This window comes from Methanoculleus sp. UBA374 (assembly GCA_002508705.1).
In the GTDB taxonomy this organism is placed as follows: Archaea; Halobacteriota; Methanomicrobia; order Methanomicrobiales; family Methanoculleaceae; genus Methanoculleus; species Methanoculleus palmolei.
Map to the genome: position 1 here is coordinate 234,407 of DAYL01000033.1, position 13,380 is coordinate 247,786.

14 protein-coding genes are annotated in these 13,380 nt (G+C 60.6%); 8 read left to right on the forward strand and 6 right to left on the reverse strand.

The genetic code is table 11. The features are described 5' to 3' along the window. Positions 1-145: 145 nt before the first annotated feature. Positions 146-352: a histone family protein gene (locus tag BRA42_RS12720; protein ID WP_066955067.1), complete on the forward strand. Its 207-nt coding sequence runs from the start codon at positions 146-148 to the stop codon at positions 350-352. Between the two features lie 317 nt (positions 353-669). On the opposite strand, the gene BRA42_RS12725 is transcribed toward BRA42_RS12720, so the two are convergent. Beyond that, the gene (locus BRA42_RS12725) at positions 670-1,395 is read right to left on the reverse strand and encodes a peptidylprolyl isomerase (RefSeq protein WP_342770736.1); all 726 of its coding nucleotides are present in this window, start codon (positions 1,393-1,395) and stop codon (positions 670-672) included. A 197-nt stretch (positions 1,396-1,592) separates the two neighbouring features. On the opposite strand from BRA42_RS12725, the gene BRA42_RS12730 reads away from it, so the two are divergent. Both BRA42_RS12730 and cyaB read left to right on the forward strand, forming a co-directional pair. Then, entirely contained in the window at positions 1,593-3,122 is a 1,530-nt protein-coding gene (locus BRA42_RS12730; protein ID WP_342770737.1) for an ATP-binding protein, read from the forward strand. A gap of 8 nt (positions 3,123-3,130) precedes the next feature. Next, positions 3,131-3,661 carry a class IV adenylate cyclase gene (cyaB, locus tag BRA42_RS12735; protein WP_292409656.1) on the forward strand — a complete coding sequence of 177 codons (531 nt, stop codon included), beginning with the start codon at positions 3,131-3,133 and terminating at the stop codon, positions 3,659-3,661. On the opposite strand, the gene BRA42_RS12740 is transcribed toward cyaB, so the two are convergent. Together BRA42_RS12740 and BRA42_RS12745 are read right to left on the reverse strand one after the other, a co-directional pair. Then, positions 3,648-4,289, reverse strand: a complete 642-nt coding sequence (locus tag BRA42_RS12740) for a metallophosphoesterase family protein (RefSeq protein ID WP_292409653.1) — start codon at positions 4,287-4,289, stop codon at positions 3,648-3,650. The two genes, cyaB and BRA42_RS12740, sit on opposite strands and share 14 nt — an antisense overlap. A 3-nt stretch (positions 4,290-4,292) precedes the next feature. Further along, positions 4,293-5,402, reverse strand: a complete 1,110-nt coding sequence (locus BRA42_RS12745; protein ID WP_292409651.1) for a TIGR04013 family B12-binding domain/radical SAM domain-containing protein — start codon at positions 5,400-5,402, stop codon at positions 4,293-4,295. A gap of 165 nt (positions 5,403-5,567) precedes the next feature. On the opposite strand from BRA42_RS12745, the gene BRA42_RS12750 reads away from it, so the two are divergent. Further along, positions 5,568-6,329: a helix-turn-helix transcriptional regulator gene (locus tag BRA42_RS12750; RefSeq protein ID WP_342686224.1), complete on the forward strand. Its 762-nt coding sequence runs from the start codon at positions 5,568-5,570 to the stop codon at positions 6,327-6,329. Here BRA42_RS12750 and BRA42_RS12755 read toward each other — a convergent pair. Further along, positions 6,299-7,069 (reverse strand): hypothetical protein, encoded by a 771-nt coding sequence (locus tag BRA42_RS12755; RefSeq protein ID WP_292409646.1) that lies wholly within the window; start codon positions 7,067-7,069, stop codon positions 6,299-6,301. The genes BRA42_RS12750 and BRA42_RS12755 overlap by 31 nt on opposite strands. A gap of 245 nt (positions 7,070-7,314) precedes the next feature. On the opposite strand from BRA42_RS12755, the gene BRA42_RS12760 reads away from it, so the two are divergent. The 4 genes from BRA42_RS12760 (at position 7,315) to pfkA (ending at position 11,425) form a co-directional block, all read left to right on the forward strand. Beyond that, positions 7,315-8,454 carry a PAS domain-containing protein gene (locus BRA42_RS12760; RefSeq protein ID WP_342771175.1) on the forward strand — a complete coding sequence of 380 codons (1,140 nt, stop codon included), beginning with the start codon at positions 7,315-7,317 and terminating at the stop codon, positions 8,452-8,454. A 238-nt stretch (positions 8,455-8,692) separates the two neighbouring features. Beyond that, a complete protein-coding gene (locus BRA42_RS12765) occupies positions 8,693-9,061 on the forward strand; it encodes a PRC-barrel domain-containing protein (protein WP_342770739.1) in 369 nt (122 codons plus the stop codon). A gap of 109 nt (positions 9,062-9,170) precedes the next feature. Continuing rightward, positions 9,171-10,457: a phosphoglycerate kinase gene (locus BRA42_RS12770; RefSeq protein WP_342771176.1), complete on the forward strand. Its 1,287-nt coding sequence runs from the start codon at positions 9,171-9,173 to the stop codon at positions 10,455-10,457. Next, positions 10,454-11,425, forward strand: coding sequence for a 6-phosphofructokinase (gene pfkA / locus BRA42_RS12775; protein WP_342770741.1), 972 nt, complete (start codon positions 10,454-10,456; stop codon positions 11,423-11,425). The genes BRA42_RS12770 and pfkA overlap by 4 nt, the downstream gene beginning before the upstream one ends. A 147-nt stretch (positions 11,426-11,572) precedes the next feature. On the opposite strand, the gene BRA42_RS12780 is transcribed toward pfkA, so the two are convergent. Further along, complete coding sequence (locus tag BRA42_RS12780; RefSeq protein WP_292409638.1) at positions 11,573-11,992, reverse strand: pyridoxamine 5'-phosphate oxidase family protein; 420 nt, start codon at positions 11,990-11,992, stop codon at positions 11,573-11,575. Between the two features lie 85 nt (positions 11,993-12,077). Then, the gene (locus tag BRA42_RS12785) at positions 12,078-13,253 is read right to left on the reverse strand and encodes a hypothetical protein (RefSeq protein WP_292409637.1); all 1,176 of its coding nucleotides are present in this window, start codon (positions 13,251-13,253) and stop codon (positions 12,078-12,080) included. Between the last annotated feature and the right edge of the window lie 127 nt (positions 13,254-13,380).

The window sequence follows — 13,380 nt, forward strand, 5'->3', positions numbered from 1 at the left end:
TCCAATCGCCATAATTTACTGCCGGGTATCCGGATGCTCAGCCCGGATGTACCCTCGATGGGGGAGAGGGACGTAAATTTTGGAGATAATCCCGAAATGTTTAAATATTAACTCATACACTTCTTTTTAGAGGTGAGATTAGATTATGGCAGATCTACCTATTGCTGCGGTCGTACGTATCGCAAAGAAGAATGGTGCTGAGAGAGTGGGCAGCGATGCCGCTGCTGCACTGGTAACGAAGGCTGAGGCGTATATCGCCGAGCTGACCAAGGAAGCCAACAGGCTTGCCCAGCACGCAGGACGCAAGACGATCAAGGCAGAAGACGTCGAGCTCGCGGTTAAGTCCGCGTAACTCGGTCTCTCTTTCTCTTTACCCGGGGCTTTCCAGGCCCCTTTCTCTGATTGTTCCGGTAGCGGAAGGCGTCCCGGAAAACCCGGTTTGAGGGTCTTTTCGACGGCTGCCCGGGGGGAGTGTTAACGTCCGAACCGGTGCTTCACAGCCTCCGGATAGCGCCCGGTTGTTGTGGGGGTGCGGCAGCATGCCGCTGAGAGGGGTTTTACCAGAGTCCAGAGACCCTCTGCCGAGAGCCGTTGGGGCCCATCCAGGGGATGCCCACAGCGCCACCGGGTAAAATTCTAAAAAAAAAGCAGATGTGGAAGCGAGGTCGATTACTCCTCGGCTTCTTTCGTCTCTTCTTCCGTCCCGGGGACTTCCGGCGCCGCTTCAGGCTTTGCCGGGCGCGGGAACGTCTCCTTCATAACAACGTTCTCGATTTCGGGGTTGTATTCGAATATCTCGCGGATGAGGGTGCCCCGCCAGACCAGCCAGCGCCGGTCGTACATGATTGCGGGAGGAAGCGCCAGTTCGGCCACGCCGTCGGCGATACTGATCTTGATGTCGGTTCGGCCCGAGAAGAGTTTGATGAGACCCGCGATCTGTTCGACCGGGTCATCGACCTTCTCGAGGATTGCATAGGAGTAGTGCAGGGTTTTTCCCGCAAGCGGGTGATTGAAGTCGACGACCGCGCGCCTCCCGATGACGTCGACGACGATGCCCTCGCGGCCTTCAACCTCGACCCGTATTCCTCGCTTGGGTTTCTCGCGGAACTGCGTGGCCGGCACGGATCGCACCTGCTCTTCCTCGTGCGCCCCGAACGCTTTCTCAGGCGGGACGTCAACCTCTCCTTCGGCGCCGACCTCTTTCCCGATCAACTCGTCTTCAAGGCCGACGATGACGTGGTGGCTCCCCAGGCGGACGGTGACGGGACCGTACTCCGCCTGCGGGTTGTAGATCCCCTCTTCCTTTGCGATCTCTTCATCGGTAGTATCGAAGATATTCTCACCGACGCGGCCGGTGTACCTGAGCCTGACAAAGTCTCCTTCCTTAAGTGCCATTTCATTCACCTTTGGTAAGCGGATGCGTTACGGTTCCGGTACGGGAGGCGTCCCGATCCGTCGCATACCGCGCGTCTCGTTGTTCCTTTTCATTTGGATGGAATGGTATTTACTGTTTGCCGCCGCATTCCGGCGGCCCGGCACCCCGCCCAAACGTTGAAGTCCCCTTCAAGAGTAAAGTGTCCGACGGCAGGATCATGGATGAGACGCAGCAGGGGGCAGGGGATGTCTCGTATGCCCCTTCTCCCCCGGAAGAATTTTGCGGTAGACGGGAGGAACGCGAGCGGCTCCTGTCCATTCTCGCGCGGGCAGGAGCGCATGGGCAGGCGGTGATGATCTCCGGGCCGCCCGGGATCGGGAAGAGCTCGCTCTTAACCTGGCTCGCATACGAAGTGCAGGACCGCCCCGGAGGGCTGCAGTCGCCCGTCCTCAGGGGTGAGGTCTTCGACCTCCCGGGAATGATCTTCTTCGCGATTCGTGAACTGCAAAACGACCTGCGGAGGCATGTCGTATCGGCCCGGTTCGGGGATCTCTTCGGGGGCGAAGGCATAAGGGAGGCGATCCGGTATGCCGACGATGTCTTCGAGAAGTATGCCGCCCCGGTGGAACCGGTCGGCCTGCTCCCGAAGACCGGCGAAGAGATCATCGGCATCTACGCCCGGTCGCCCAGGGTCGGGTACGACCGGGTGCGCGGGGCGTTTATGGATTTGCTCCGGGAACTCGGGGAGTTGACGGCCGGGACCGGCCATATCGCGTCGGTCCTGCTGGACGACGTTCATCTTGCTTCAAGCCTTGACAGACGTCTCCTCAGGGATATCCTGCACGACCTCCCGCCCGGCATCTTTCTTGCCTTCACCTGCGGGGCCGGAGGCGCGGCCGGTCCCGGTTGCGCACCGGTGCAGGAGGAAGAGATCCGGGACCTCGGTGTCCCGGAAGTGGCCCTCTCCGGGATGCGGGGGCACGAGATCCGGGAGATGGCAAAAAGGCGTTTTGACCTCTCCCTCGGCGACGAGGCTGTCGGCCTCCTCGCCGGGACTGCAAGCAGTCCGTTCAGCCTCATGGCCTGCTTCAACGCCCTGCGCCGCCGGGGTCTCCCTCCCTCAACGACGAACGTCAGGGGCGTGCTCGCCGGGGCAGGGGACCCGGCGACGCTGGTTTTTGCCCTGCTCCCCGGGTCCGGGAGGGAGTGGGTGGAAGAACTCTCCGTCTTAAACCCCCCGTTCCCGGTACCGGTCATGGCCTGCATGCTCGGTCTCCCGAAAGCAAGCGTAACGGACCGGGCAGGGAAGAGCGGCATACTCCGGAGGCTTCCCGGCGGAGAGTACGCCTTTGCGCACCCTCTCCTGCAGGAGCACTGCAGGCGCACTCTCCCTTCCGGTGCAAAGGTAGCCCTCAATGCCCGTGCCGCCGACTGCTTCGAACGCTCCATGCCCCGTCTCCCCGACAGGCTGTACGTTCTCCTCTCGCTTGCCTGCCATCTGTTTTATGCGCGGGAGTATGAGAAGGCGGCGGACCTGAATAGGGAACTCGGGCTCCGGTTCTACCACCGCGGGGATTACGCGACGGCTCTGGTGCTGACAAAACGGACGATCACCTCCGCAGAGCATCTCGGGGATGAGGCCCTCCTCGCCGCAGCACAGGAGCAGAGAGACCTGATCCGGCAGAAAATCCCGGCACGGACCGGGCCGTGCGGTGAAGGTTTATCGTCGTTCCGAAGAGACGATTGACGACTGGTATGATTGAGGTAGAAGCAAAGTTTGCGGTCCCCGACATCTCCCGTGTCAGGGACCGGCTGAGCCTGCAAGGGGTGCGGATGGCCGGGAGACAGCAGGAGCGCGACGTCTACTACAATGCCCCCCATCGTGATTTCGGGGAGACCGACGAGGCGTTGCGTGTCAGGTACGACGATACCGGGGTTACCGTGACCTACAAAGGGCCGAAAGTCCTGGTCGGGAGCGCGAAGGCCCGTGAGGAGTTCAACCTCGCGGTAGCCTCGGGGGAGACCTTCGAAACGATCCTCTCGCGTCTTGGTTTTCGGCATGCCGCCACGGTCTTGAAGGTGCGGGAGTTCTACGAGATGGACGATGTGACGGTGACGCTCGACGACGTTGCATCCCTCGGGACGTTCATCGAGATCGAGATCCTGACAGAAGGGAATAACGAAGAAGCTGCCGACCGGATCGGGGTGATTGCAAAAGAATTAGGTGTAGATGGTCCACCGATCTACACCTCGTATCTGGAGATGCTGTTATCTAAACGGCAATAAGATCTATCTGAATATCTTTTGGCTCTTTTCCAAAGTGGATGAGAGCACCGTAGCCGTCTGAGGCGGGTCCGGGGTTGACGACGGTGACGCCGTCGACCTCGGTGACGCCCCGCGCTTCGTGGATGTGGGCGCAGCAGACCAGGTCGAACCGGGTCATGTGCTTCCTGATGCTCTGGCTCCCGACGTGGTTCTCACCGACGCCATCCAGCACTCCATACGGCGGAGCGTGGCTGACCAGAACGTTGTGGACGTTTTTGTCCATGCGGTTGACGATCCGGGTGAGTTCTTCATCGATCTCTTCTTCCGTCAACTCAAACGGCGTGCCGAAGGGAGTCGCGTTCGAACCGCCGAGACCTGCGAGCGTGATCTTGCCAAGCGCGATCCATGAGTCGTGCAGGCAGACCGCATCGGAGTGCTCGAGCACGTCGACGATCTCGCGGGGGTCGCAGTTTCCGGGGATTGCAAAACACGGTACGTCAAAATTGGAGAGTACCGACTCTACAGGCTCAAGTGGACCGAAGTTGGTGATGTCGCCTGCAATGATGACTGCATCGTAGTCGTAGCCGGGAAAAGCATCAAGCTTTCCGTAGTTACCGTGCAGATCTGCTAGGAGTAGCACATCCGTCATGCACTATAGATGAGAAGTGTGTCTAAAAAACCTTATCTCATGATCCATCCAGGATCCGGTTATCCTGCCGCTGAGCGCCAGTTTGCCGAGAACTTTTTTCGTTTCCGGAAGGAGGCTGCGTGGCGGGTTGTTCTGGAGCGGGGTCCCGGGCAGCGGCATAAAGTAGTGGATATGCGCCGTTCCCGCCCGGGTGACCAGCTTCACGAGGTCGAGCGTTGCGCGCTGGTCGTCGTCGCTCTCAAACGGCAGCCCGAGGATGAAATCGACGACCGGAACGAGCCCGTTCTCCCGGCAGAGGTCGACGGCGCGGATGACATCGTCCACGGTATGCCCCCGATGCAGGCGGCGGAGCACCGCATCGCTCCCCGACTGGGCACCGAAGTGCAGGCGGGTGTTGGCGCACGTGTCGAGAATGAGGTTGATAGATTGCCGCGAAACGCACTCCGGGCGCACCTCGCCGGGAAAGGTGCCGAAATAGATCCTGCCGTTGAGGCTCCGGAGAAGCCGTTCCACCCGGTCCAGCCGAAGATGGATGCCGTCCGATCCGTAGGCGAATGCGTTTGGGGTGACGAACCGGATGTCCCGGTAGCGTGAGGAGTAGCGGGCGATCTCATCGACGGAGCGGTGGCGCATGCACCGCCCGAAGAGGCGGGGTGTCTGGCAGTATCCGCAGGAGAACGGGCATCCCCGGGTGATCTCGATGAACCCCGTGATCCGGGAGAAGGGCGGGTAGCCGTCGAGGAGGACGGTGTGGCGGGCAGGTATATAGCCGGCGGCGGTCGCGACGCCGGGCGGCGGCTCCTTCCCCTCTTCAAGGGCGGATAGGAGCGCCGGGAGCGTATACTCACCTTCTCCGACGACGACGTAATCGGCGTACTGCGCCGCCTCCCGGTAGCACGCAGAGGGGTGAGGCCCTCCTGCAATCGTTATGCAGTCCGCTCCCGCGATTTCGTCGCGATAAAGACGTTCGTTGATGGAGTTCAGGCTGTAGATGGTGACGTCCGGGCGCGGTCGGTCGGTAACTTCGATGTGGTAGCCGTGGACCTCGCACGCCGCGGAGAGTACGGCGAGCGTGTTGTTCGCCTGGGGTATGGCGCGCCAGTTGACGTTCATGGCATGGAGAAGTTCCTCATCCTGTTGCCCCGTCGGGAGATCGGGGCCGGCGGGAGAGCCCTCCTGTATTCGATCGATCCGTGGAACCGGGGCATAGTCGGCTCTCTTGGGCTCTGTATACCGTCTCTTCCAGGGAGAAGATTAATGTGACGTTGCCGACGAAATATGAGAAGGTACATGAAAATCACTGATTTCATGAAGATCTTTTCGAGCGAACGCCGAATTGAGGTTCTGGATGCACTCCTGCAGCAGGAGACCAAGGATACGATTAAACAGCACATTCCCTCCTCAACGTATGCCTTTACCGTCAATTATCTGAAGAAGGCGGGTTTTGTCAGGGAAGTCGACGGCGAGGTCTCGTTGACCGACAGGGGACACGCAAGCCTAATCATATTCCAGCGGTTCAAGGAGAGCATCGAAACCCTGCGCATGCTTTACGAAGCCTTCCCGGACCATGTCATTGCTTTCCCGGACGAGTTCGCTCTTCGTCTCTGCGAGATCCGCGATGCTCAGGTGATCACCTCGGAGCCGTTCGACATATTAAAACCGCACCGCGTCTTTACTGATTATCTGAAGAATACCCGGGAGATATACGGAGTATCCCCACTCCTTTTTCCTGATTACCCGGAATTCTTCAAGGGCCTGGCGGAGAGCGGCGATCCTATCTCTCTGGTGGTCACGCAGGAGGTTTACGATCTCATCTCGGCCTACCCGCTTGAGAATTACGGCAACCTTGAGGTATACCTCACTCTGGAAACGCCCAGGATCGCTGCCACTGTCACGGATACCTTTCTCTCCATCGGGTTCTTCTACAAATCGGGGAGTTATGACTTCACACGGGACCTCATTGCAACGTCTCCCGAAGCGATAAATTTTGGAATGGATCTGATCCGCCACTATAGAACCAGGTCCCGCAGAATCGTATAGCCTGAATAGAGAATCCACTCCCCGTCGACGAGTGCGTTCCTGAGCATCTCGAACTGGTTGCAGTAGGCAACGATGTAAAAAGCACTGTGAACCAGACTGATGAGCAGAACGTCGATGCCGGCAATACAGCCTGTGAAGTAGGCGCCAAAGACTACAATGTGGGCGGAAAGGCTGATGCCGAGCAGCAGGGTGGTGACCTGCGGCCGGGAGAGGAGCGTCGGGATCGTTATGATCCCCGCCATTTTATCCTTATCGACGTCGCGGACGTCGTAGATGACGGTGTTGACGAAACTTTTGCAGAAGAAGAAGAGGCAGATCAGCACGATCGGCAGGGTGACGGCGCCAAGGAAGATGAGGATGCCGAGCGACCAGGTGAGAGCGACAATGCAGTTTTTCATTCCGCTGCTTCCCTTTAACCGGTGACCCCCAATGCCCTTTGCATAGAGGTAAGCAACGAGGAACGGTATGAGGAGAGCGGGGTTCGGGTAGAGGACGAATGTGCCGATCATCGCGATGCCGGCCGTCACCAGAAGAGCCTTTCGGAACCGACTTCCCCGCTTCTCATCCTCTTTATTCTCCACGCCGCGGTCGAACGCATAGGCCGAGTATGCAATGAGCGCCGCGGCGGCAAACTCGGTGAGCGGTACATGTTCGCCGAGAAACCCGTATGCGAATTGCAGTTTGAGGGCTCCCGAGAGCGTAACTACAAGTATCGAGATGATAAGAGACTGTGCTTGCATAGTGTACACGATCCGGGATAGCAAAATATTACATTCTGACCGAAATTGTACAGTACTCTTGTAAACGCTCCGTACCGTTGTAATTTCTCAAAAGGGCGGTATTTCTTCGTTGAAAGGGTAAGAAACTCATATATACCGGATATTTTTAAAATAGATCCGGGGAAGACGGATGCATGGTCGGGGCGGCGGATATGGATTGTAACAGAGCCGGGCTAAATGGATCGGAACGAGAGCGGATAGCCGAGATGTTACTTTGCCGCGACAGTTGCTGCACGCAGGGCGAACCCCGCGGTGCGACTGCATCTACCAGGAATATGCTGGTGCTGCTGGTGGACCGCCTGGGGGACGGAGTCGTAGTGATCGGTCCGGATCAGGCCGTCGTCTGGATGAACAGGGCCATGGAGAGGCTCTTTGGGGTAAGCGGCTACGAGACCATCGGTATGAACGCCGTGGAGTTCATTTCCCTCTGCGTCTCCCCGAACCTTCAGGGCGGCGAGGATTTAAAAGCGGACTTCATCGGGTCCTGCTTTTTCTGTGAGAATATTCCGACGAGGCGATACCGCATATCCCGAAATCCGTGCAGGGGAATCTGGGTGGAGTACTCGAGCACCGTCATCCCCAGCGGGCCGAACCGGGGCGCGCGCCTGGATACCTTTCATGTCAGCCAGGATTCCGGCCGACTGGAAACGAATCTTCAGGAATATCGGCAACGCTACGACTTCCTTGAGACCGTCTCTTCCGACCTGGTCGTGTGCCTCGACCCCGGCCTTGCGATAAGATCGGTGAGCCCCTCGGCAAGGCTCCTCCTTGGGTATAATCCGGGAGATCTGGCCGGTAAACACCTCTCTTCTATAATGACTCCGGAGTCTATTGCTGAATTCCAGAAGGCCTGTTTTCTGGACCGTGTCTCCAGGGGATCGACAGGACGCTCCGTTCTGCCAGGGAACGTGCGTACGATAGAAGCAACCCTCACGGATATGCAACGTCAACCGGTTGCGGTGATCTTCGGGTTCGCGCTTGTCGGCGACGATGAAGGCAATCCCGCCGGGACCATTGCGGTTGCGCACCGAAAGTCCGGTAACCAGAGCGACGAACACCTGTGGCAAGAGGTCTGCTCCCAGTTTAACCGGAACATTGAGCACCTCGCGTGCCTTGGCGATCGCATCAAAAACCCGCTTGCCGTCATCATCGGTCTCGCGGGCATGCAGGACGGTGCGGCCGCCCGGCAGATCGCCGAACAGGCGCAGATCATCGATAGGATCGTCACGGAGTTGGACCAGGGGTACGTCGCATCGCTGAACGTCAGGCAGTTCCTGCGAAAGCACTATCATCTGGAAGATGACGCCCAACCCCGGGTTACGCCCCCTAAGTCCGGGTCGGCATGAGGCGTCGTCGGCTGGCCCGATTCGTCCCGCTGAACCATTACGTGACACGATAATTTTTCGTTGGGAGGCCGCTGCAGTGAAATCGCCCGAAAGCCGCTCCCCCCAAGGTATATTTGCTCTTTACTATACTGTAGCAAGAATTAAATATGGCCCATCCCGTATGGACCCTCTTGCTGTGGGATGGAACAGCCCACGCTTTCGTGGAGACGTGATGCACATGAGAGGAGCTACTACACAGATGGAGAGACGGAACATTATACGGGGAAAAGATATTGCAGATTATTCGGTCAGAAATCCGAGTGGCGAGGACCTCGGAAATATCAAGGATATCGTGGTCGATATCAACGAAGGCTGCACCGCCTATGCCGCTCTCTCGTTCGGCGGCATCATGGGGCTTGGCGATAAACTCTTCGCCGTTCCCTGGGCGGCTCTCCAGTACAACGCATCCGACGACTCCTTCGTTCTCGACGTACCTAAAGAGCAGCTGGAGAACGCACCGGGATTTGACAAAGGGAACTGGCCGACGACCGCCGAACGCGAGTGGCTCACCGGTATGTACAGCCACTACGGCTACACGCCTTACTGGGAACGCCGTCAGGAGCGGTGAACTCCCTCACAAGAGCCGTGATTGGATTGGCCGCGGGCCCGTGTGAAGAACCGGGTTTTCGGCCGGGAACACTTTAGATCGGCCGGCCGGGGAGACCGCAGAGCGCCGGATGGAGAAGGACAGCCGGCCCATGCACCCGGCACCGATCTCCTGCAGTTCTTCGCCGCTCCGGGGGTATGCTGGTATGCAGAACGGATTATCAAGACGAAAGAAGACGATCCGGGATATCGATGTGCGGGAGAGAAGGGTGCTCGTCCGTGCCGACTTCAACGTGCCGCTCGACGCCGACGGCGCCATCGCCGACGATACCCGAATCCGGGCCAGCCTCCCGACGATACGCTACCTCTGCGAGCGGGGCGCACGGGTCATCCTCTGCTCTCACTTGGACCGGCCGGATGGCGTGGTCGTGGAGCGGCTACGCCTCGCCCTCGTGGCGAATCGTCTTTCGGTGCTGCTCGATCGGCCGGTCGCCGCGCTGCAGGAGTGTGTCGGGCCGGAGGTGGAGGGCACGGTTGCGGGGATGAACAATGGAGACGTCGTCCTCCTTGAGAACCTCCGGTTCCACCCGGAGGAGAAGGTGGACGACCCGGTCTTTGCGGCGAACCTCGCCGGCCTCGCGGATATCTATGTCGACGATGCCTTCGGCGTTTCTCACCGGGCCCATGCATCGGTCGTGGGCGTTCCTGAGCATCTGCCGGCGGTTGCCGGGCTCCTGCTCGAAAAAGAGGTGGACACCTTTACCCGCATCCTGGAAGACCCCGAACGGCCGTTTGCCGCCGCGATCGGCGGGGCCAAGGTGAGCGATAAACTGGCGGTTCTCGAACACGTCATCTCCCGGGTGGATCTGCTCCTTATCGGAGGCGGCATGGCAGCGACGTTCTTCGCGAGTCGGGGATACGGGACCGGTAGATCACGCGTTGAGACCGATAGCCTCGATGCCGTCAGGGATCTTGAGGCAAAAGCCGCGGAACGTGGCGTCCGCCTCCTTCTGCCCCGGGACGTCGTCGTTGCGGAGAAACTGGAGCCGGGCGTCCCGGTCCGGGTTGTACCCTCAACGGCGATTCCGGACGACCGGATCGTTGCTGATATCGGACCGGGGGCTGCCGATGAGTTCTGCCGTGCACTTGCAGGCTCGCGAACCGTTGTCTGGAACGGGCCGATGGGGGTCTTTGAGGTCCCGGAGTTTGCCGAAGGGACCCGCCGGATTGCCGCGGCCCTCGCCACGCTCCGTGGTACGACGGTTATCGGCGGCGGTTCGACCGCGGATGCGGTGGGGATGTTCGGGCTTGCCGACGAGATGACCCATGTCTCGACCGGCGGCGGGGCCGCCCTCGCGATGCTTGCGGGAAAGCCGCTTCCGGGCGTTGAGGCACTCGACGATGCGGGGGACCCATGAGACGCATCGGCGTCCTGACGAGCGGCGGCGACGCCCCGGGAATGAACGCCTGCATCCGGGCGGTGGTGCGTACCGCACTCGCGCACGACCACGTCGTCCTCGGGATACGCCATGGGTATGCCGGGCTCATTGCCGGCGACGCGGTGCCGCTCGACCGGACGGCGATCCGGAACACCATCCACCAGGGCGGTACGATCCTCGAGACCTCCCGGAGCCTGGAGTTCTCCACGGAGGAGGGGCGGCTCCGGGCGGCGGCGGCCATTGAGCGGCTGGAACTTGACGGCCTCGTCCTGATCGGAGGAGAAGGGACGTTCCACGGTGCAAGCCTGCTTGCCGCCGAAGCGGATACGGCCGCGCTCGTCGGGGTGCCGGCGAGCATCGACAACGACGTCTACGGGACCGACTACTGTATCGGGTTCGATACCGCAGCGAACTGCGCGGTTGAGGCTATCGACCGCATCCGCGACACGGCCCGGTCCCACGAACGCCTCTTCTTCATCGAGGTGATGGGGCGCACGGCCGGATTTCTGGCACTCGAGAGCGGCATCGCCGGCGGTGCCGAGGAACTGGTCATCCCGGAAGAAGAACTCTCGATCGCCCGGATCAGCGAGCGGATACGGGAGGGGTTCACCATCGGGAAGAAAAGCGCAATCGTGGTGGTGACGGAGGGAAAGACGCCGGGGATCTCCTTTCAGATCGCCCGGGAGGTCAGTGAACGCCTCAACTTCGAATCGCGCGTCGTCGTCCTCGGTCATCTCCAGCGGGGCGGGCCGCCGACGTTGCGCGACCGGGTGCTCGGGAGCCTCTTCGGTGTCGCCGCCGTCGAGGCGTTGCTTGAAGGCCGGAGCGGGTGCATGGTGGGCGAGGTCGGGGGCGACCTTCTGTGCACGCCGCTTGAGGAGACCTGGCAGAAGAAGAAACCGCTCAACGAGCACCTGCTGTGGATATTTCAGTTCCTCTCGGAGTAGGTGGAGGCATGCGTCCGCCTCCTCGTGGCATGGGGGCGCGGCAGGAGCACAGGGGGAAGCCCCGGGGTCGGTCGTCTCTGAGGGCTGTTCTTGGGCCTCCGGAATGGGAGACCGGGGAGTCCTCCGACGAGGCCCCCTTCCCGAAGCTCAGATGGATTTCTCCCAGCCCTGGCCCATATCGATGAGGGGCCGCACCTCACCGACCTCAAACGTCACCGAGGCATGGATCATCGCCGCCGCATCTTTGCCTGCGGCCATAGCGATCTTCTTCCGGTAATCCTCCAGCGCCGCTCCGGATGTTGCAAACTCCTTCATTTTCAGGTAGACCCGAAGCCCCTTCCAGTCCATAAGCGTCGCTCCCTGCTCCATGATCGTGAAGACGGCATTCGGGTTCTCCTGCAGGTAGGCAAACGTGCGGTTGTTCCCGAGCCCCATAACGACGGTCTTCTCGTCGACCATCATCGGCGAGCCGAAGACCGCCGCATCGACCTTGCCCTCTCTGTTTGCTGTGCTGAGGACGCCGAGCCGCGGCTGTTTGTTGAAGTAATCCATCAGTCTGGATGACATGATTCGTTCCTCTTTTTAAGTCCGATCTTATCGCCTCTCCTTAAAAGAGTATGGGTGCCGGGACACGGCGGGGTACCGTCTCCCTCTAGATTGCCAGGAACTCCCCGGGAGCGAGGCTGGTGGCGAGCATCACCGTGTTGATCTCCCGGTTTCCTGTCCAGGTTCCGGTTTGCCTGTTTCCTGCATCCATCCAGAACCGTTCGATTCTGCCGGCAAGCGGCACGTACTCCACGAGCGCTCCGGCTCGCCGCTGCACGGGGCTCTGCCGCCCGAAAAGGTCAGGGTTCTCCCGGATCCGCTTCACGAGAGCGTCCACCCCCGATAGGCCGATCGAGAGCCCGAACTCCCTGAAGGCAAGGCGGTACGCCGCAGGGTACTCGAGCGCACCGCTCCCGACAAATGCGGCGAGGCCTGTCCGGGCAGCATCGAGAACGGAGGCCAGCAGGTCTATGTACGCAAAGCCGCCCCTGATCATCATCTCCACTACCCGCCCGGCATCAAAGAGGAGACCGCCAATGCCGAGCGGGTCGTCCGTGGCCAAGCCCCCTTCCCGACAGATGCCAGCCATATCGACGATCTCCGGGGATAGGTCGGACTGCAACGATCCTCCGCATCCACTGCCCCCCGCCATCTGGAGCTCGCTGTAGGTGACGAACCCGTCAAGCGGGTCGTGCTGGCCCATTGCGGGAACGAGCGGCCGGGAGAGGTCGATGCTCATCTTCCAGTACATTCTCTTCCCGCCGCCGGAGGCGGGGACGTAGGTGAACGCGGCATGGGCCGTCTTTGCAAGTTCAGCCGCCCATCGGGTATACGCCGGGTCTCCGGTGACCCGTCTCACCCGGTTGAGGGCGTGCATCCACTTGGTCAAATAATGATAATACTGCCCGTCCCGGTCCCATTCCAGTTGCTCGTCGAACGGTTCGCCCGGCCCGCGTTCGGGAAGCGGTTTACCGATCCGGAGGCCGCCCCGGGTCGGGTGCGCCTCTCCCTCCTTTTCGGAGAGACCGCTGATCCAGCCGGTCCTCCGGTCATCGTCACGGTGCCGGCCGAGGATGTGATGCACCTGGTCGACGAGACGGAGGGCGAGGTCCCGATAGGACGCGTCGCCCGTCCGGCGGAAGAGTCCAAGGTAGTTGCAGACCGCGTAGGCGTCCGTCCAGAGGTAACGCCGGGGACGGATACCCGACGGGTCAAGCCCCGTCCGGGCGGCAAACTCAGCCATGAGGTCCCGGACGGCTGCAGTACTCGCATCGTCTCTCATTCCTCTCTCCTCGGGAATAGCGACACCCGGTGAGGTGCCGCAGGTATGCGGGATGGTCCCCGCCTTAAACGTTCTGCTGATCGAGGAACGACAAAATTCGGAGCCCGGGTAGGTGAAGATGTGGCCC

What these genes read in the sequence shown, in the direction of transcription:
- BRA42_RS12720 (WP_066955067.1), top strand. Translation starts at nt 146, where the DNA reads ATGGCAGATCTACCTATTGCTGCGGTCGTACGTATCGCAAAGAAGAAT.
- BRA42_RS12725 (WP_342770736.1), bottom strand. Translation starts at nt 1,395, where the DNA reads ATGGCACTTAAGGAAGGAGACTTTGTCAGGCTCAGGTACACCGGCCGC.
- BRA42_RS12730 (WP_342770737.1), top strand. Translation starts at nt 1,593, where the DNA reads ATGGATGAGACGCAGCAGGGGGCAGGGGATGTCTCGTATGCCCCTTCT.
- cyaB (WP_292409656.1), top strand. Translation starts at nt 3,131, where the DNA reads ATGATTGAGGTAGAAGCAAAGTTTGCGGTCCCCGACATCTCCCGTGTC.
- BRA42_RS12740 (WP_292409653.1), bottom strand. Translation starts at nt 4,289, where the DNA reads ATGACGGATGTGCTACTCCTAGCAGATCTGCACGGTAACTACGGAAAG.
- BRA42_RS12745 (WP_292409651.1), bottom strand. Translation starts at nt 5,402, where the DNA reads ATGAACGTCAACTGGCGCGCCATACCCCAGGCGAACAACACGCTCGCC.
- BRA42_RS12750 (WP_342686224.1), top strand. Translation starts at nt 5,568, where the DNA reads ATGAGAAGGTACATGAAAATCACTGATTTCATGAAGATCTTTTCGAGC.
- BRA42_RS12755 (WP_292409646.1), bottom strand. Translation starts at nt 7,069, where the DNA reads ATGCAAGCACAGTCTCTTATCATCTCGATACTTGTAGTTACGCTCTCG.
- BRA42_RS12760 (WP_342771175.1), top strand. Translation starts at nt 7,315, where the DNA reads ATGTTACTTTGCCGCGACAGTTGCTGCACGCAGGGCGAACCCCGCGGT.
- BRA42_RS12765 (WP_342770739.1), top strand. Translation starts at nt 8,693, where the DNA reads ATGGAGAGACGGAACATTATACGGGGAAAAGATATTGCAGATTATTCG.
- BRA42_RS12770 (WP_342771176.1), top strand. Translation starts at nt 9,171, where the DNA reads ATGGAGAAGGACAGCCGGCCCATGCACCCGGCACCGATCTCCTGCAGT.
- pfkA (WP_342770741.1), top strand. Translation starts at nt 10,454, where the DNA reads ATGAGACGCATCGGCGTCCTGACGAGCGGCGGCGACGCCCCGGGAATG.
- BRA42_RS12780 (WP_292409638.1), bottom strand. Translation starts at nt 11,992, where the DNA reads ATGTCATCCAGACTGATGGATTACTTCAACAAACAGCCGCGGCTCGGC.
- BRA42_RS12785 (WP_292409637.1), bottom strand. Translation starts at nt 13,253, where the DNA reads ATGAGAGACGATGCGAGTACTGCAGCCGTCCGGGACCTCATGGCTGAG.